We start from the raw sequence: 17,509 nt of genomic DNA on the forward strand, positions 1-17,509 counted from the left end.
TCCAGGCGGTGAAGGCGCGCCTCACAAAGTAGCTCCTCGACGGGGGCCCTACCGAAGGCCGGCGCCGGTCTTTACCGTGGCGAGCGGAGCGGGTGACGCGCTACCGCGGGCTTTGAGGACGACCACGGTCTGATCATCGAGCGGCGTCGGGCGGCCGGAGTGCTCATGGACCGCCTTGAACAGCCGGTCCACGATCTCGGCGGCGCTGCGGTGCAGGTTGTCGGCGATGGTCTTGCGGATGCGCCCGACGCCGAACTCTTCGTCGTTGTCGTTGGCGGCCTCGGAGACGCCGTCGGTGTAGAGAACCAGGACGTCGCCGCGCCGGATGCGGGCGTAGCCGCGCTGGAAGCGCGTACCCAGCGTCGGTCCCAGGACCGGGCCTCCCTGCTTCAGCTCCGTGAAGCGCTCGCGATGGTAGAGCAGTGCCGGGGGATGGCCGCAATTGGAGTAGATGAAATTGCCGTTCGTCTCCAGCTCCCCGTAGAAGAGCGATACGAACTTCGAGGCGAGGGCGGAGCGGCTGATGACCCGGTTCAGCTTCTCCAGGGTCTTGACGATCTTCAGGTCCTCCGCCATCCCCATGCGCAATCCGATGATCACGTCGCGCGCCTGCAGCGCCGCGGGGAGGCCGTGCCCGGAGGCGTCGGCGATCGCCACGCCGAGCACGACGTCGGAGATCGGGATGTAGTCGTACAGGTCGCCCCCCACGACCTCCGCCGGGATCGAGCGGCCGTGGATGTCGTACTCCTTCATCTTCGGGGCCGACTTGGGGAGCAGGGAGACCTGAATCTCGCGCGCCTCGAGCAGGATGTCGAACAGGGCCTGCTCACGCAGGCGCAGGTTGAGCACGTGCCGGATGGTGTTGAGCGCGTAGGAGGTGCGTGCCTCGAGGATGCGCCCCTTCAGCGAGAAGGAGATGCAGTATTCGTCCTCCTCGCCCACCAGGATGGCGGCGAAGACCTTCACCCCCACCGTCTCCTCGATGCGGTGGTCGAAACCCGGGTCGCTCTCCCGCATCAGGAGGTAGCCGCTGCGCTGCAGGATCTTGATCGGTTGGTAGCGCGTCGGAATCTTGTAGCCGAGAGGGGCGCGCGACTTTCCCACCTGGTGCTTGAGGACGTACCGGGCTCCCTCCTTGCGGTAGAGGCGCCCTCCCACGATTCCCAGCTCCCCGCGGAAGTCGCGCACGATCGAGGCCAGCGCCGCAGAGAGCATCTCCGCCACGTCCTCGGAGCGCTCGATGTCGTGGAGCGTGCGCTCGAGCTTGCGGTACCAGGCCTTGTGCTCGGTTCCGGCGGGAGGGATCGGCTTCACGGGCGATTCAGATGCGCGGCGGGTTTCCAAGGATCTCCTTCCAGACGCCGGATTGGGAGCGTGATCCTGACCGAGCCGCTGATCCAAGTCAATCAACCCGGCGCACTTGCGTCGTGGTGGCGACGGACTTGTGACGGCAGTGTCGTGAGCAGGCCGATTGGCTCAAGGAGACGCGGCCTCGAGAGTCCAGACCTTCCCGACGAGATAGTCGGGTGGAATCAACGCGACCGTACGTGACGCGTGGCCCGGCAGAGTGAAATCGGGGACCTGGCCCCCCGGCACGAAGGCCTTCACGAACTTCGGGTCGGCGCTCTGCAGCGTCACCAGAATCGGGACGGCGGAGAGCACCTGGACCGGCTCACCCGGGATCGCCGAGGCCTCGAAGAAAACCTGTGTTTCGTCGCGCAGGTACCAGGCGAGCGGCCAGTAATAAGGAAGGGCGACGACCGCCTTGGGGGAGATATTCGCGGGAGCGGCGGCGACGGCGCGCCGGATTTCGTCGGCCAACGTCAGCTGCTCGGCGCCGGCATGATGATAAGCAAGTCCCAGCGCCGGATCGGCCGGACGCTGGAAGCTGGTCCGCAGTGTCGCCGGCAACAGGAGGAGAGGCAGGAACGCCGCCAGAGTCAAGCCTGCTGCCGGCGCGGCGACCGGGAAGCGATCCGCGGCCCGATTCATTGCGGTGCCGGCCACGAGCGCCATGCCGAGAAGAGGGCTCAGCAGAAGCCAGGGAGTCTTGTAGGCGAGATAGAAGTGGACGGCCAGCAACAGGAGCGCGTACGACGTGAAGAACAGGGGCAGTGGCCGCCGGCCGCGCAGGGCAAACCAGATTCCGACGGCGAAACCGGCGAGGATGAGCCATTCATAGCGCGTGAGCAGGGAAACATAGAAGACGGCGGGATGGCGGTGGAGCTCGGAGGCGGACGCGGTGGAGGCTCCATGGCGCACGAGATCGACCAGGTTCACCGCCAGATTGGCCAGCCCGGAGTTGTCCTGGAACCGATCGGTGTAGAAAAAGGCAATCAGCAAGGCGCCGCAAGCGGCCCCGGCCACCCCCCATAGCCAGCTACGGGCCAGCGCCTTCGCGGCGCCGCTGACCGCGCTACGGAAGCGCGCTCCGCCGATCATCCACCCGGCCAGCGCGGCCGCCCCCAGGCATCCCCACACAATCAGGAAGGTCTCCTTCTGCGTCACCATCCAGGCAGCCGACAGGAGCGTGCCGAACAGCGCGCGACCTTGTCCGGTGCGGGCGAAGGAGGCGGCGCACGCCAGCATCAGGGCGGTGGCCAGAGCGAAGAGGATTTCCTGGATGGCGTAGCGCGAGTAATAGACGAAGAAAGGAGAAAAGGTCAGGAGCGAAGTGGTGAACAACCATCCAGCTTCCCCGAGCGCCGCGCGCATCGGCAGTAAGCCGAGCGCGAGAAGGCTCCCCGCAAAGGCGAAGGGAAAGCGGATCGCGGTAGTCGAGGTCCCCTTCCAGCGCATCACCCATCCATCGAGGAAGTACTGGAAAGGTCCGTGCCGGTTGGCGGAGAAATAGAGGAAAGAGCCGGTTTTCGCCACATCGAGCGACAGCGAGGCGCCCACCGCTTCGTCGCCGTGCAGCGGCCGTCGCTCGAGCTGCGCCAGGCGCAGCCAGGCGCCGGCAACCAGAAGGCCGATGAAGAGAAAAGTGCCGAGGCGGGACAGAGGCGCGGGCTTGCCGCTCCGCGTCACGGGGCCTCCCGGGACGCGGGCTCCGCAATCTCCGTCCCCGCGCCGGCTCCGCTCAGGCCGAGGGCCGGTTCCAGCTCCCGGCTGCGCAGGCCGAGGTTCACCGCGCGCGCGTAGATCGCCCGCGCCTCGTCCCTCTTCCCCTGCATCACCAGCACCTTGGCCCACTGCACGTAAGCCTTCGCGAAACGCGGCTTCTTCTGCGCCACCAGCTGGTACTGCTGGATCGCCTCGTCGAGCCGCCCCTTGCCCCTCAGTGCGTTTCCCAGGTTGATGCGGTAGTACTCGAAATCGTTCACTTCCAGCGCCTGGCTGTACAGGGTGATGGCAGTGTCGTAATCACCCCGGTCGTAGAAGAGGTTGCCGGCGTTGTAGCGGACGTTGGCTTCCTGGAAGAGATGGTCCCTTCCCAGGGGCACCAGGGTGACGCCGGTGAGGATGATCAGGACGAGTGCGATCGGAAGCGCATGGATCAGACCGCGAGCGCGGACCGAGGCCACGAGGCGCTCCAGCGTGACGGCGCAGAGAATCGCCAGGGCCGGGGCCGCCGCCAGCCGGTAACGCGACGAGACGTAGAAGATGAGGGGAGGCAGGATTGTTCCTGCCAGGTAGAGCGAGACAGGAGCGAGACCCGGATAGACGCTGCGTCCCAGCAGCATGCCCGCGACACCGCCGACCGCCAGCACTCCCCAGGGAAGCAGCAGCACCCAGAGCAAGGTCAGGTCACGCCGCTCCACTGCCTGGCTGTACTCCGTGGAGTATTCGATGCTGGAGAACCAGCGCCAGAGCTTCATCTGCAGCAAGCCGATGGCGGCGCCCGGCTGCGCGGCGATGGCATCGAGCCCCTTTCCGAACCAGTAAGCCGAAACCTCGGAGTCCTTGAGAGGATGCCCCGTGGCCTTCTCGGCAGCCGACCTTTCCTCCTGCTGCTGCGACAGAGGAGATCCGGTGAATCCTTCGACCGTCCGGTAGAGGCCGCGCGACTTCAGGCTGTTTCCCTGATAGAAGGTGATGCCTCCCTGCGAAGAGATCGGGATGAAGCCTCCCCCGGCGGCCAGGTTGTGGATCGTGGCAGGGGCGATCGCCAGAAGCGTTCCCGCGGCCAGGGCCCCCGCTTCGACCCAGCGGGTGCCGCGTGCCAAAAGAGCTACGGCGTAAACCGGCGCCAGGAGGAGCGCGGCAGGCGCGGCCAGGGCGGCGGCCCCAATCAGCGCTCCGGAAAGGACCCACCGGATAATTCCGCCCTTTTTCCATGCGTCCATCAGGAGCGCGAGCGCCGCGGTGCACAGGAACATCGCCAGCGCCACGGCCATGATCTTCAGCTCGAAGAAAGGGAGGGCCGCGTAGAAGGTCAACAATCCGGCGGCGGTCAGGCCGACCCACTCGGAGGCCGCTTCGCGCCCGATCCGATAGACGAGATAAACCTGTCCCAGACCAAGGGCGATCTGGAGCAGGTAGATGGGAAGGTAGTGATGCCCGAAGAGGCTGTAGGCGACGGCGAGAAGATAGGGATAGAGGGGAGCGTGATAGAAGACCTCGCCGCCCAGCCACCTCCCCGCCGCGATCTTTTGGGCCCAATCGTCGTAGACCTGGGCATCCAGCATCAGCTGGCTGTAGAAGACGCTCCCGGTCCGATACTGCGCGAGCAGCCCGAGCCGCAGGAGAAGGGCGGCCAGCAGGATTGCGCCCAGGACCAGCCGGACCATGGCGGGGGGGACCTCGAGCCGCGGCGCGGCGACCGCCTCGCCCGAGGCTTCGCGCGGGTCGCTCTTGACCTCTTTCCGAAGCTTTCTGGTGCGGCTCTGCCTGCCCAAATCGGCGCTCCCTATCCCGCGCAACAGTGTACCCCAGGGACATGCGAGGCTTCTCGGCCCGCGCCGGCGGCGCCACCGGGACAACCCCCTTCACCTCCGTGGTAGAATGCCGGGGAACTTCCGGTCGGGAGCAGCGCGCCATCTTTTCCGGAAAACTCTTCCTCCCCTGTCTGATCCTGTGCGGCGCCTGCGGCGTCGCGCGGGCCTCCGTCGAGGAAGCACAGATTCGAGTCGACGGCATCCGCTGCTCGTTGTGCGTGACCACCCTGGAGCGGCTCCTGAAGGCGCAGCCCGGGGTCGGTGAGGTGGCGGTGGAGAACCCGTCGGGGCGTCTCACGATCACCGCCGCTCCCGGAGGCGGGCTGGATCTCCCGGGCATCCGGTCGCGGCTGGAGACAGCCGGCTTCGCCCCGCAAGGCGATGAAATCGTGACCGCGACAGGCACCGTTGCCCATGGTGAGAACGACCGGCTCACTTTCCGCGTCGCGGGCGCGAAAGAAAGCTACGATCTCCTGGAGGGGGCGGAGCTGAGAAGCCTCCTCCTGGCGTTGACGGGGGGTCCAAGCCGGGTCAAGCTGAAGGCGCGCCTGCACCGCCACCCGGCGTCGCTTCCCCCGAGTCTTTCGGTTCTCAGCTACGAGGTAGAGGCCTTACCACGATGATGCTCACGACACGCGCCCGCTCCGCCATCATGCTCCTTACGCTCGCGGCCTTGCCGGCGATCACCGCATGCTCGCAAGGCTCTTCCGGCGCAGCCGGCGCGCCCAAGGGGGGCGCCCCCACCGGCGACCAGGTCGTCTCGTTGAAGCTCTCCCTGCAGCCGGCGCTGGGCGGATCGAGCGTGGATCTCAGCAAGTTCGACGGCAAGATCCGGGTGGTCGACTTCTGGGCCACCTGGTGTCCTCCCTGCCGCGCCGCCATCCCCTGGCTGAACGACCTGCACCAGCGGTACCACGACCAGGGTGTCGAGATCATCGGTATCTCGGTGGACGAGAACGCCAAGGCGCTGGCGGGGTTCGACAAGGAGGTCCACATCGAATACACGTCGCTGCAGTCGAGCCAGGAAGTCGAGAAGGCTTTTGGCGGAATCGTGGGGCTTCCCACCACCTTCGTCCTGGATCGCACCGGAAAGGTCATCAACAGCTATGTCGGGGAGATGGAGAAGCGCGAGCTGGAGGAGGACCTCCATTCCCTGCTCGGAATAAAGTAGGCGGCACGATGGAAGGCCAGGAACTGGACGAAAGACTACGGGAGCTGGACGAGGCTCTCCTGAAGGTCATGAGCGTGATCAAGGAGAGAATCCTGAAGGGAGAGATGTCCCGGCAGGAGATCGTCAAGTTCCTGGATATGCTCTCCGAGCGGATCAAGCTTCTCCCGGAGCGCGTGGCGCGCTACGAGCGCTTCGGCTCCCTTCCTTTTACCGAGAAGCGTCGTGTGGCACGCGAGATCAGCACGAAAGTGGACGAGGCGCTCGCTTCCTTCCGCGAGTTCATGAGCGAGTACCTCGAGCAGACAGAGATCGAGGAAGGAGACGAGACCGTCCACTGAGCCGTTGCCGCTCAGGGTCCCGCCAGCCTGCGGAACAGCGGGTACAGGGAGAGGAGGACCTGGATGGCGACGGCCGCGAACTCCGGATGGTAGAGCCCGGTCTCCTCGGAATCTCGCGTGAAGATCCTGCCCACCTCGAACCAGTTCGCCGACTCGCGCTCCGCGGTCCGTACCCCTCTCGCGAAATCCTCCCCCGAGTCGTAGATGGCCCGCGATCCTTCCGGCCAGGGCGCGGGCCGGTAGACGCGGCAGCGCAGCTGCGCCGGCCCCGCCACCCGGGCGAAGGCCTCCTCGAGATCACCATGGGATATCAGGAAGAGAAGGCGGCCGAAGGCATAGCCCGAGGTGTCGAAGCCCAGCCGCACCGCCACGAAGGCCTCGTGGATGCCGACGTTCAGCTGCGCCAGGTCCTGGTAGCGGTGCGGCTGGTTGGAGAGCGCCAGCCAGGTGCAGAAAGGCTGGTAGCCGCGCGGCCAGTTGAGCTGCGGGAGGTGAGGGAAAAGACCCTCGATCCCGCGGCGACGGAAATCGGAGAGGATGTCTTCGCCCAGGGCGGCAAGCTTGGGGTGGAGGATCTGGAGGATCGCCTCCCGCCGGCGGTTCCGGTCGGGAATGCCGAAGAGGCGGAAATCATCCGGCGAAAAGCCGGGAAAGCGAAAGGGAGACGACATGCCCTGGACCTAGGGGGTGGATCGGCTCCGGGCCATTATATAGAGGTTACGGGCAGTGGTTGATGGGTAGAGGTTGAAGGGGGGGGAGGAGTCCGGTAAAATCTGCCGGCCCAACACTCGACAGCCCTTTTGAAGACGCCGCGGAGAATCGCGAGTGACCTTGGCTGCCCCGAAAGTGGATGCCGTCGTCCTGGCGGGCACGCACCAGGACAAGCGAAGGCTGATTCAGGGCCACAACAAGGCATTCCTGCCCCTGGGCGATCACCCTTGCCTGCATTACGTCCTCGAAGCGCTGCGGGATTCGCAGCGCGTCGGGCGGATCTTCGTGGTCGGACCCTCCGAGGACCTGGCGCGGCGCCTGCCGCCGGCCATCTATGGCTACCAGTCGGTTGGTGAGAAAGGGCGGATGCTCGACAACGCCTTCGAGGCTTACCGCACCGCGGAGGCCGCTCTCCTGCCTCGCGCGGTATCTGCCGGCGCAGGATCCCTGGACCACCTCTATCTGTTCATCACTTCCGACGTTCCACTTGCCGTCCCCGAGGCGATCGCCGATTTCGTGGATCGCGGGTTCGCCCGCGAGCGCGAGCTGCAGGAGCGGGTCGACTTCTTCGCCGGGGTCTCCGATGAGGTGGCGCTGGCGCCGTTCTACCCGGCCGCGACGCGCCGGGGAATCTACCGCCCCTACATGGAGCTGAAACACCAGCGCCTGAGGCTGGCGAACATCTATCTGGCCCGTCCGGCGCGCATCCGCAACCTCGAGGTGCTGCAGCAGGGTTTCGCAGCGCGCAAGCTGACGCAATGGCGCAGCGTGCTGCGGCTGATCCGGACTTTCCTGGGGAACCCGGCGGGAGTGCGCGGGGCGGGGCACGTCGCCTTCCTGCAGGCGGTGTCGATGCTGGATCGGGCGGGCCTTCCCGCGCTGGCGCGGATCGCCCGGAACCGCCTGGATCTGAACGTCATCGAGCAGACTGCGTCACGGATGCTCGGATGCCGCTTCATTTCTCTCGTCAGCCCCTTTGGCGGGCTGTCGATCGACATCGACGATGAGAAAGACTACGGGGTCATCCGCGACAACCTCGAGGCATGGCGACGGCACCAGCGCGGGCTGCTGCCTTTCTTCCCCGAGGAAGCGATGGAACAGGAGCTCCCGAAGATTCCCGCCCAGGCACAGCGGCGACAGCCGCCCAAGCCCGCCCCCCGCGAATCTGCGAATTAGCAGCTGGGAACAGGGGCACCCTTACAGCCGGCGGCTGAAGACCGCCGCGCCTGAAGGGCCGCGATTTGATCAGGTGCCTCAATCTGGCGAGGAGGCCAGGCTCGCAAGGACGCGGCGGATGGCTGCCTGCGCCATGAGCACTTTGTAGCGGTTCTTCGAGAGGGGAGACGCTCCTTCGAGCGCCGCCCTCGCGCAGGCGGCGATGGCGTCGTCACCGAGAGGGCGGTCTTCCAGGAGCTGCTCGGCCGCCGCGCAGCGCCAGGGGATGGGGGCGACGCCCCCGAGAACGAGGCGGGCGCGTGTGCACCGGTCGCCATCGAAGCTCAATACCGCGGCGCAGGAGACCATCGCGAAATCGAAGGAATCCTTCTCCTTGACCTTGAGGTAGGCGGAGCGTGTCCCGGGCGGAGGATTCGGGACCCGCAGCTCGGCGACGATCTCATCGCGCTCGAGGACGTTCTCGCGCGTGACGTCGGCTGACGGCAAGGCAAAGAAGCTCTCCAGCGGCAGCCGGCGGTCCCCGCGCGCAGATCGCAAGCTCACCTCGGCGCCGAAAGCGATGAGCGCCGGAGCGGTGTCGGAGGGGTGGACGATCCGGCAGTCATCGCCTCCGAAGATGGCGTGGTACTTGTTCTCTCCTTCGAGGGCAAAGCACTCGTTTCCTCCCTTCTTGCGGCAGTGGAAATCCTCGCTGCGGAAATACCAGCAGCGCGGCCGCTGGCAGAGGTTGCCGCCCAGCGTGCCGGCATTGCGGATTTGCGGAGAGGCCGCCGCGCCAGCCCCTTGTGCCAGGGCGGTCCAGTGCGTGCGAATCTGCGGGTCGGACGCGATCCGGACGAGCGGCGTCAACGCTCCGGCTCGCAGCCCATCCTCGTTGATCTCGAGACAGGCCAGCTCTGCGATTGAGGCCAGGCTCACCAGACGCCGCGGCGCGGCGATGCCGGTACGCATCTGCGTAATCAGGTCGGTGCCGCCGGCAATCGGCGCGACGCCGGCCGGCGATTCCGCGAGCAGCTCCAGCGCGTCATTCAGCGTGGCGGGTGTGGTGTATTCGAAGCCGCTCAGCACGCCCCTTCTCCCCGGGAGGCCAGAGCATCGAGCACTTTGTCGGGGGTGATTGGCAGATCGGGAATGCGGAAGCCGAGGGCGTTCGCCACCGCGTTGGCCACCGCGGCGGCGGTCGGGATGATGGCCGGCTCGCCGATTCCGACAACCTGGGTGTTGTTGAAGCCCGCCGCCACGGGGAAGGGGATGATCTCGATCGCGGGAATCTCGAGCGCGCCGAGGACCTTGTAGGTCTCCAGGTCGGCGTTGAGCATCCTGCCGTAGCGATGGTCCATCACGCGCTGCTCCAGCAGCGCGAAGGAGATCCCCTGGATGATTCCGCCGTTGACCTGGCTTTCCCAGAGCAGGGGATTGAGGATGCGTCCCGAATCGTGCACCGCCACCACCCGAAGGACGCGCACCTTCCCCAGCTCCGTGTCGACCTCGACCTCCACGAACTGGCAGCCGGCGGCCCCGGACTCGAAGCCCTCGTAGTTGGCCTGGCGCTGCGCCTTCGCCGTCAGCTTGCGGGTCTGCTTGTCGAGGTGGACGCCCTTCAGGGAAAGCTTTTCCCTGGTGCCCTGCAGCACTTCTACCCATGGAAGGCTGCGGCCGCGACCGAGAATGCAGACGCACCTGCCTTCGATGTCGAGAGCCTGCTCGTCGGTCTCCAGCGGGCCCGATGCGAGCTTGAGGAGCGCGTGGCGCAGTCTGGCAGCCGCCGCCCGCGCCGCCGGTGTGACGCATGCGGCCGTCAGGCTTCCACCGCTCAGGATCGAATAGGGGAAATAGGAGTCGCCCAGATAGACGTGGACCTCCTCGACCGGGACGCGCAGCTCTTCCGCGACGACCTGGGCCAGGATCGTCCGAGTGCCGGTGCCGATGTCCTGCGTGCAGCAGAACACCTCGATGCGCCCATCCGCCTCGAGCGTCACCTCTACCTCGGGGCCCGGAAGCCCCGAACCATCCCAGGTCGTCCCCGCCACTCCGAGACCCCGCTTGAGCGCTCCGCGATCGCTTCCCGAAGGCCTGCGCCGGCTCCAGCCGATCCGCTCCGCGCCCAATCGCAGCTCGGCCTTCCGGATCGCACTCTTGTCGTTGAGCAGCCGTACCTCCAGCGGATCCAGACACACCTTCTCGCTCAGCTCATCGATCGCCGCTTCGAGGGCGACCATCCCCTGCACGTGCCCCGGCGCACGCATCGCGCAGGCGGGGCCGGCGTTCGTGTAGACATCTTCCTCGTGAATGCCGACGGCCGGAACCCGGTACATTCCCTCGATCGGCCCCGAGGTCTCCGCTCCGCTTTCCACGCCTCCCGTGCCATAGCTGTCCCAGGAGAGCGCCGTGAAGGCCCCGTCGCGCCGGGCGGCGAGTCTGACGCGCTGCACCGAAGAATGACGGTTGCCGGTGCACAGAAAATCCTCGTGCCGGCTCAGGAGCAGCTTCACGGGGGCGTTGGCAAGCTTCGCCAGCCGCGCCGCGATCGGCGTGTGCGTCCACATCTGCAGCTTGCTGCCGAACCCGCCGCCGGCGTGATCCTTGATGATGCGGACTTTGGCCGGCGGATGCTTCAATGCGGCGGCGAGGCTGTCGCGCACGTCGAAAACCGCCTGCGTCGAATCCCAGACCGTGAGATGGTCGCCTTCCCAGCGCGCCAGGCTTCCGTGGCCTTCCAGGCAGGCATGCAGCGCCACCGGCGTCGTCACCCGCACCTCGACTTCCACATCGGCCTTGCGGAAGCCCGCATCGAGATCGCCGCGGCGCTTGTCGGCGCTGACGTCGCGATTGCCTTCCTTCCTGACTTTGGGCGCACCCACAGTGCGGGCCTTCTCGGGATCGGTGACGAAAGGCAGGACCTCGTACTCGATCTCGATCAGACGCAGCGCCTCGTGCGCCGCGGCAAGCGTCGTCGCTGCGACCGCCGCCACCTCGACACCCGCGAAGCGGTATTCCTTCTCCTCCATGACCAGGACCGCGCGGACCTCGGGATGCGCCTCGACTTTGCTCAGGTCGATGCGCTTCAGGCGGGCGTGCGGATGGGGACAGCGCAGGACGGTGGCGTGCAGCATCCCCGGCAGGCTCAGGTCGAAGGTGTAGCGCGCCCGGCCGCTTACCTTGTCGGGCCCGTCGACGCGGGGCACCCGGGTCCCGACCACCTTCAGCTCGGCGTCGAAGCCCCAAGGCTCCGGCTCTCCCGACACCAGTGCGACTTCGGTCTCCTTGAAGTGGCCCGGAAACCCCAGCTTCACCTTCGCCTTCTTCTTGGTGGGCATCAGTCCTCGCCCGGCACCCGAATGGCCATCCGGCTGGCCGCTTCGGCCACCGCCTCGAAGATCTTTGGGTAGGCGCCGCAGCGGCAGGTGTTTCCCGCCAGCGCGGCGCGGATCTCTTCCGGCGTTGGCTCGCGGTTCGACTCCAGCAGCGCCATGGCCGCCATGATCTGTCCCGGCGTGCAGAAGCCGCACTGCAGGCCGTCCTTCTCGACGAAGGCCTGCTGCAGCGGATGCAGCTCTCTCTCCGAAGCCGCCAGTCCCTCGATGGTGGTGATCTCTCGGCCTGCAACCTGAATCGCCAGGGTCAGGCAGGCATAGCGCGCCTCTCCGTCGATCAGGACGGTGCAGGCCCCGCACTCTCCCAGCTCACAGACGTTCTTGGTGCCGGTCAGGTCCAGCTCGTTGCGCAGGACCTCCAACAGCGTGGCGCGCGGCTCGACGCTCACCGTCACGTCACGGCCGTTCACCTGTAGAAGCAGCGGCGTTTTTCCGGGACCGACAATGTTTTCCATGAGGGCGGCATTTCACCTTGCCCGGAGATCCAAGTCAACCTCCTTGGACCCGACGAGGCATCCAACCGGGAAAGTGCCCTTGTGAGAAGAAACTCGACAAAACCTGATCTAAGAGGAAGATTCCTGCTGCCAGAGGTCGCGGAAATACCGGAGAGAGCCGACGGCGTAGCCGGCGTAGTGGTTGTTGAAGTAGCCGTAGACGGAGCGCTCCTGCTCGAGCATCTTCCGGATCGCCGCGATCCAGTGCTCCATCTCGCGGGACCGGTCGATGATGATCCGGTCCCAGCGCTTCGTCTGCTCCTCGATCTTGTAGCGATCCCCCAGCCAGCGCAGGTATACGAAATCGGCGGTGAGGACGCCGGTCTTCATCATCATCGTGTCGATGCGATAGAACCAGGGGTGATCGATGAGCGCCAGGGCGATCCGGTGCTTGCTCAGAATATCCAGCAGCCTCCGTGTGATGAGGCTCTTGTTCCTCACCTCCACGGCGAAGCGGTGTCCATCAGGAAGCGATGGCAGGAAGCGCTCCAGCCGGTCCAGGAACGGATCCGGCTCGGGAAGCTCCGACTCCTTGAAGTAGCGGAACTGGAAGAGCAGCGGTCCCAGCTTGTCTCCCAGCCGGTCCATCGTCGTTACGAACTCATTCATTTCGGCGGCGCAATCAGCCAGCAGCTTCTCGTGCGTGATGACCTGCGGGACCTTGGCCGCGAACAGAAAACCGGGGGGCGTGCGCTCGCGCCAGGCGTCGACCATCCGGCTGCTCGGAGTCCGGTAGAACGTGGCGTCGACCTCGACGGTGTCGAACTCGGCAGCATAGAAGGGGAGGTACTCGGCGGGCAGGGTGCCCTTGGGATAGAAAACCCCCTCCCACGACGGGGCGCTCCAGGAGGAGGCGCCGATCCGGAGGGAGCTCACGTCAATCGAGGTTGCACATCCCCCGCTGGGATGCGCCACAGCTGGTGCACGGTCCTGGCTCCAGCGCGGCAGTCTCCGATCGTGAGCCGCCGGCCACCGCGAAGACGGAGATCAGCTTCTCCACCCTTGCGCTGTGGCATTTCTTACAGGTGATCTGGCGGTTGCGATCGAAGACGACGGTCTCGAATTGCTCGCCGCAATCGTGGCAGCGGAACTCGAACAAGGGCATGGAAAGAGCTCCAACGACTCGCACTTGCCGGCATTCTAGCGCCGCCATCGCGCCGATGTCCATGATTTTCGTGGTATCCGGCCTCCGGCCGACCTCGGAGCCGGAGTTGGCCGATGCCGCCGGCCGGCCTGAGAAGCCCCAGGCTTCGGCCCGCCCCGACCAAAGCGGCATTGATGCGGGCGCGTCCCGGGGCCTATAATCTTTCCTGCAATGCCGGAGGTAAAAACAGCCATCATGCAGTCAGGCGATGGAGCCGCCCGGGCGCCGAAGGTGGCCCTGGTCCTCGGCTCCGGCGGGATCAAGACGATCGCGAGCCTTGGCCTTTTCCGCGTCCTGGTCCGCGAGAAGATCCCGGTGGATCTCATCGTCGCCAGCAGCGGCGGCAGTCTCTTCGCCACCTCCTACGCCCTGTACCCCGGCGAGCTCGACAAGATCGAGGGCTTCCTCTGGTCCTACTGGAAGCCGGAGATCTTCCGCGACTTCGACTACTCCGGGCTCCTGATTTCCCTCCTGCGCCCGCGCAAGCGTGGCATCGAGAAGTTCGGGCTGATCAAGGGGAAGCGCATCCTGAGGAACATCCACGCGATGTTCCCCGACAAGACCTTCGCCGATACCCGCATTCCGCTGCGCATCGTGGCCACCGACATCCGTACCGGCCGCCCGGTGATCTTAAAGGAAGGAAACGTGGCGCGCGCCGTGCGGGCCAGCATCTCGCTGCCGATCTACATGCGGCCGGTGCGCTGGGGAGAGTCGCTGCTGGTGGATGGGGGAATGACCAATCCGATCCCGTGCGACGTGGCGATTGCCGAGGGGGCGGACGTGATCCTGTCGATGTCTTTCGGTTCGTCGCTGGAGACGCCGCTGACCAGCCCGGTGCGGCTGCTCAACCAGCTGGTGCGCGTCTCAGCCAGCAACCTGATCCGCGTGCACGGCGAGCTGCACCGCTTCCGGCACAAGGGAGAGATTGTCGATATCTACCCCACCTTCGAGCACGTCCACTCGTTCTTCAACTTCCACACGATGGAAGAGATCATCGCGCGCGGCGAGGAGGCGAGCGAGGCGGCGCTGCCCAGAATCCGCGAAGCCCTCGACGCCGCCCTCACAGCCCCGGCTTCTTCTCACTGAAAGTCCCCACCGAGGCGGAGCCGTCCGATTTCCGCAGCGTGATGGTGATGGTCAGATCGCCGGCTCCAGCCAGCTTCTTCCCATCGACCTTCACCTTGAAGGGGATTTGCGCCGGCGCCTTGGGATCGTGAGCGGCATTCCAGGTGGCAATCTCCTTGAAGGCGTCGGTCTTCTCGAAGACCGTCCGCTCTCCCTTGCCGACCACCTTGATGTCCGCGCCCGCAAGTCCCACTCCTGAAAAAGTGCCGCGCAGGGTCAGGTCGGGCATCAGCAGCCCGCCTTCGTACTTGGAGCCGCTGATCTGGACGGCGCCGTCGGATGAGCTGGCGAGCGCCCGGCCCGTGGGCGGGGCATTGGCGGGGGTGGCGATGCCGCCCGATGGCGATTCCGTGGGGGGTGCCTCGCCGCCGGCCGAGGGCTTGGGCTCGGGAGCCTGCGTCCCCTTCGCTCCCAGCAGAACTCCGACGATGTCCCCAAGCGATCGCTTGCCGCCGCCGAGTATCCTCTCCGCGATCTCGGTCTTGGCGGCGCCGCGCATGATCCCCTTCACGTCGACCATGTAGGTGGGCGAAGCGATCGGCCCGCGGATCGTGAGCGGCAGGACGATGCGATCCCCTTCGCGCTCCAGGTAGCGGGCGCGGCTTCCTTCTGCCAGCATCTGCTGGGTCAGCTCTTTCGAGAAGAGCACCTTCAAGTCGAGATCGACGTTGCCATCCAGCGTGAAGCCTCCCTTCCCGGCCACGCTCAGATCCTTCGAGACCAGATTGAGGTTGTCGGTGGTGGCGCGCCCGCCGGCGATCGTCACGTTCCCGGTGAGCTGCTCGAAATCGGTGCGGTTCTTCGCGAGCCCCGAGCTGACCTGCGAAAGCGTCCTCTCTCCCAGGAAATCGGAGGCCTTCGCCAGCCCTTTCAGGACATCCAGCTTGCCGATCCAGCCATGCTCCACCTTGAGGGTGCCGCTGCCGTTCAGGGATTTCATGATGGTGTCGAGGCCGCTGCCGCTTCCTTCCATCTGCAGATCGGCCGACACCCGGCCGGCGAGAAGGTCCTTCACACCCATGTTCTCGGCCAGGAAAGGCTGGGCATCCACGCCGGCGAGGCTGCTGCGGTAAGCGTAGCGCGGCGTGGCGCCGCGCATGTCGGCGGTCAGCGCCCCCCGATAGGTGCCGCCGTACAGCTGGAACGACACCGGGTCGAAGGTGACCACCTTGTTGGCGAGCTTCAGGTCTCCCTCGAAGCGCGAGAAGCGGAAGTTGCCGAACGAGCCTTCCTGGATCCGGACGGTGCCGGTGCCCTGGGCCTTTCCCAGCAGGTCGGTGGATCCGCCGTTGGAGGCCTGGGCCCGCGTGGCCGCCGGCGCGGAAGGCGACGACGGGGTCATCAGTGCCATCAGATCATCGAGACTCGCCTTGGAGGAGGAGAGATTCAGGGTGACCTGCGGCGCGTTGAAATTGCGCAGCGTCGCTTCCCCGTTCACCACCGTCCCGCCCACCCGCGCGGCCAGAGAGCTGACCTTGAAGGTGCCGTTCACGAAGGTGAGCTTTCCGGCGATATCCTCGATCGGTTTTCCCATGGACGGGTCGGCATAGCGCACCCCGGAAAGCGCGATCTGTCCGCTGAAGCTCAGCTGATCGGGATGATCCAGCGGCCCGGAGACCTTTCCCTGAAAGCCGATCGGGGCCTTGGAGCTGAGCCCGGCGGGGAGCTCGACGCCGACCAGGGCGGCGACCGTGACCAGATCTTCCGCCATCACCTGCGAAGGCTTCACGGTGACGTCGACGTTGCTTCCTCGTGTCCCGCGCAGCATTGTCCCGGCGGCCTCCAGGCGCGTCTTGCCCGTCTTGGCCTCGAAGCTCGACAGCTCGATCCGATTCCCGCCCTCCTTGATTGCCGCCTGCGCTTTCAGGTCCAGGTCTCCAGCGCGCACCGCCTTTGCGCCTTTCGCGGTGGGGCGCACCGTGACCCCGCGCAGCTCCAGATCGCCTTCCAGCCGGCCGTCCCCTTCCGTCTTCCAGACTCCCTCGGGCGTCGAGGCCAGCCGGGCGTTCAAATGGACCTTCCCCGAAGCACTTCCGAGCGGCGGCTCGATGCCGGCAAGCCACATGATGTAAGGGGCGAAGGCCGATGGCTGGAACTTGTCGAGCTTCATGTCGAGGCTCGACTCGCCGGGCGCCGGGCCTCCGGCGGAAGGAGGCAGCGCCACGGTCCCCTGGACCACCAGCGAGCCGGAGCTGCGCGGCGGCAGAGCGGCCGAGAGCTTCATCCTGAAGGGGCCGTCCGAGGCGAAATCATCCAGCGCAATGTCGACGTTCGGGAGAACGGTGGTCACCGTGCTTCCGGGAACGACGGCGTCGTCCACCACTTTCAGCGACGCTCCTTCGATCCGCAGCTTCGCCAGGCTCATGCCGCCATCCGAGGCGGCCGAGCCCGAAGCCTCCTGCGCGCGCGCTTTCTCCGCGCCACCCGAGAGATCGGGAAGATTGGTATGCCCGTCGGCATAGCGATGCAGATAGAGCTGCGGCCGGTGCGCGGTGAACGAAGCGATGGCAATCTTCCCTTGCAGCAGCGGCATGAGGCGGGCATGGGCAGAAAGCGCCTCGGCGTTCAGGAACGGGGGGTCTCCCTTCTGATCGGAAGCGATGGAAAGCGGCTTGACGCTCAAGCCCGGTATCGGCAGCAGCGTCAGCTTCATTGTCCCGAGAGTTACGTCGCGTCCCAGGATCGCTTCGGCTTCTGTTTCGATCCTGCCGCGATAGGTATTGACGTCGACGAAAAAGGGGATGGCGATGGCGAGCGCGACGCTGACGATCACCAGGACGCCGGCAATCCACGACGCGCGTCGGATTCCTGGGCTCATGAGAATCTCCTTCCGACCGTTACGCCATTATTAAGGATCGATCCACGGAGGTCGAGTCCGGCGAATCCTTGAGTCGAATGGGGTTCGCCACTCCCACCCCGCAAGAAGCTAGTCCTTTCAGGCCTTGGATTCCAGGCGGATGCAGCCGAATGTGCGGAGATCCAACATCCCTGTCGGAAGTCCAGGCAGGGCTGTAAGTCCATTGGATGGAAGAGTTGGAGAAGTACCTGCGGGCGAAACGTGTGCATGATTTCCACACGCTCCAGGACCGCCGCGTC

General features: G+C 66.0%; 15 protein-coding genes. 5 read left to right on the forward strand and 10 right to left on the reverse strand.

Annotated features, from left to right (window positions below; genetic code table 11):
• Positions 1-48 precede the first annotated feature (48 nt).
• From VFW45_03800 to VFW45_03810, 3 genes are all read right to left on the reverse strand, one after another.
• The gene (locus VFW45_03800; GenBank protein HEU5179891.1) at positions 49-1,344 is read right to left on the reverse strand and encodes a PP2C family protein-serine/threonine phosphatase; all 1,296 of its coding nucleotides are present in this window, start codon (positions 1,342-1,344) and stop codon (positions 49-51) included.
• Positions 1,345-1,476: 132 nt separating this feature from the next.
• The gene (locus VFW45_03805; GenBank protein ID HEU5179892.1) at positions 1,477-3,030 is read right to left on the reverse strand and encodes a flippase activity-associated protein Agl23; all 1,554 of its coding nucleotides are present in this window, start codon (positions 3,028-3,030) and stop codon (positions 1,477-1,479) included.
• Positions 3,027-4,841, reverse strand: coding sequence for a glycosyltransferase family 39 protein (locus VFW45_03810; GenBank protein HEU5179893.1), 1,815 nt, complete (start codon positions 4,839-4,841; stop codon positions 3,027-3,029). The genes VFW45_03805 and VFW45_03810 overlap by 4 nt, the downstream gene beginning before the upstream one ends.
• 41 nt (positions 4,842-4,882) lie before the next feature.
• Between VFW45_03810 and VFW45_03815 the strand changes: the two genes are divergently transcribed.
• From VFW45_03815 to VFW45_03825, 3 genes are read left to right on the forward strand one after another with little or no spacing between them, the layout of a single operon-like run.
• The gene (locus tag VFW45_03815) at positions 4,883-5,503 is read left to right on the forward strand and encodes a heavy-metal-associated domain-containing protein (protein ID HEU5179894.1); all 621 of its coding nucleotides are present in this window, start codon (positions 4,883-4,885) and stop codon (positions 5,501-5,503) included.
• Positions 5,500-6,051 (forward strand): TlpA disulfide reductase family protein, encoded by a 552-nt coding sequence (locus VFW45_03820; protein HEU5179895.1) that lies wholly within the window; start codon positions 5,500-5,502, stop codon positions 6,049-6,051. The genes VFW45_03815 and VFW45_03820 overlap by 4 nt, the downstream gene beginning before the upstream one ends.
• A gap of 8 nt (positions 6,052-6,059) precedes the next feature.
• Entirely contained in the window at positions 6,060-6,389 is a 330-nt protein-coding gene (locus tag VFW45_03825) for a hypothetical protein (GenBank protein HEU5179896.1), read from the forward strand.
• 11 nt (positions 6,390-6,400) lie between these two features.
• Here VFW45_03825 and VFW45_03830 read toward each other — a convergent pair whose 3' ends face one another.
• Entirely contained in the window at positions 6,401-7,060 is a 660-nt protein-coding gene (locus VFW45_03830) for a DUF1054 family protein (protein ID HEU5179897.1), read from the reverse strand.
• Positions 7,061-7,214: 154 nt separating this feature from the next.
• Between VFW45_03830 and VFW45_03835 the strand changes: the two genes are divergently transcribed.
• The gene (locus VFW45_03835) at positions 7,215-8,276 is read left to right on the forward strand and encodes an NTP transferase domain-containing protein (GenBank protein HEU5179898.1); all 1,062 of its coding nucleotides are present in this window, start codon (positions 7,215-7,217) and stop codon (positions 8,274-8,276) included.
• 78 nt (positions 8,277-8,354) lie between these two features.
• Here VFW45_03835 and VFW45_03840 read toward each other — a convergent pair whose 3' ends face one another.
• The 5 genes from VFW45_03840 to VFW45_03860 form a co-directional block, all read right to left on the reverse strand.
• Complete coding sequence (locus tag VFW45_03840) at positions 8,355-9,344, reverse strand: xanthine dehydrogenase family protein subunit M (protein HEU5179899.1); 990 nt, start codon at positions 9,342-9,344, stop codon at positions 8,355-8,357.
• Positions 9,338-11,593 (reverse strand): xanthine dehydrogenase family protein molybdopterin-binding subunit, encoded by a 2,256-nt coding sequence (locus VFW45_03845; GenBank protein HEU5179900.1) that lies wholly within the window; start codon positions 11,591-11,593, stop codon positions 9,338-9,340. Before VFW45_03845 ends, VFW45_03840 begins: the two co-directional genes overlap by 7 nt.
• Entirely contained in the window at positions 11,593-12,105 is a 513-nt protein-coding gene (locus VFW45_03850; GenBank protein ID HEU5179901.1) for a (2Fe-2S)-binding protein, read from the reverse strand. Before VFW45_03850 ends, VFW45_03845 begins: the two co-directional genes overlap by 1 nt.
• A gap of 108 nt (positions 12,106-12,213) precedes the next feature.
• Positions 12,214-13,020 carry a DUF72 domain-containing protein gene (locus VFW45_03855; protein HEU5179902.1) on the reverse strand — a complete coding sequence of 269 codons (807 nt, stop codon included), beginning with the start codon at positions 13,018-13,020 and terminating at the stop codon, positions 12,214-12,216.
• 1 nt (position 13,021) lies between these two features.
• Positions 13,022-13,249 carry a zinc ribbon domain-containing protein gene (locus VFW45_03860; protein ID HEU5179903.1) on the reverse strand — a complete coding sequence of 76 codons (228 nt, stop codon included), beginning with the start codon at positions 13,247-13,249 and terminating at the stop codon, positions 13,022-13,024.
• A gap of 234 nt (positions 13,250-13,483) precedes the next feature.
• Here VFW45_03860 and VFW45_03865 point away from each other — a divergent pair, with 234 nt between their 5' ends.
• Positions 13,484-14,374, forward strand: a complete 891-nt coding sequence (locus VFW45_03865; protein HEU5179904.1) for a patatin-like phospholipase family protein — start codon at positions 13,484-13,486, stop codon at positions 14,372-14,374.
• Here the strand turns inward: VFW45_03865 and VFW45_03870 are convergent.
• Entirely contained in the window at positions 14,349-17,231 is a 2,883-nt protein-coding gene (locus tag VFW45_03870) for an AsmA-like C-terminal region-containing protein (protein HEU5179905.1), read from the reverse strand. The genes VFW45_03865 and VFW45_03870 overlap by 26 nt on opposite strands.
• Positions 17,232-17,509: the final 278 nt, after the last annotated feature.

The organism is Candidatus Polarisedimenticolia bacterium (assembly GCA_035764505.1).
Lineage (GTDB): Bacteria > Acidobacteriota > Polarisedimenticolia > Gp22-AA2 > AA152 > AA152.

Coding starts and splice junctions, on each gene's coding strand:
- VFW45_03815 (HEU5179894.1), top strand. CDS start 4,883: ATGCGAGGCTTCTCGGCCCGCGCCGGCGGCGCCACCGGGACAACCCCC.
- VFW45_03820 (HEU5179895.1), top strand. CDS start 5,500: ATGATGCTCACGACACGCGCCCGCTCCGCCATCATGCTCCTTACGCTC.
- VFW45_03825 (HEU5179896.1), top strand. CDS start 6,060: ATGGAAGGCCAGGAACTGGACGAAAGACTACGGGAGCTGGACGAGGCT.
- VFW45_03830 (HEU5179897.1), bottom strand. CDS start 7,060: ATGTCGTCTCCCTTTCGCTTTCCCGGCTTTTCGCCGGATGATTTCCGC.
- VFW45_03845 (HEU5179900.1), bottom strand. CDS start 11,593: ATGCCCACCAAGAAGAAGGCGAAGGTGAAGCTGGGGTTTCCGGGCCAC.
- VFW45_03850 (HEU5179901.1), bottom strand. CDS start 12,105: ATGGAAAACATTGTCGGTCCCGGAAAAACGCCGCTGCTTCTACAGGTG.
- VFW45_03860 (HEU5179903.1), bottom strand. CDS start 13,249: ATGCCCTTGTTCGAGTTCCGCTGCCACGATTGCGGCGAGCAATTCGAG.
- VFW45_03865 (HEU5179904.1), top strand. CDS start 13,484: ATGCAGTCAGGCGATGGAGCCGCCCGGGCGCCGAAGGTGGCCCTGGTC.
- VFW45_03870 (HEU5179905.1), bottom strand. CDS start 17,231: ATGAGCCCAGGAATCCGACGCGCGTCGTGGATTGCCGGCGTCCTGGTG.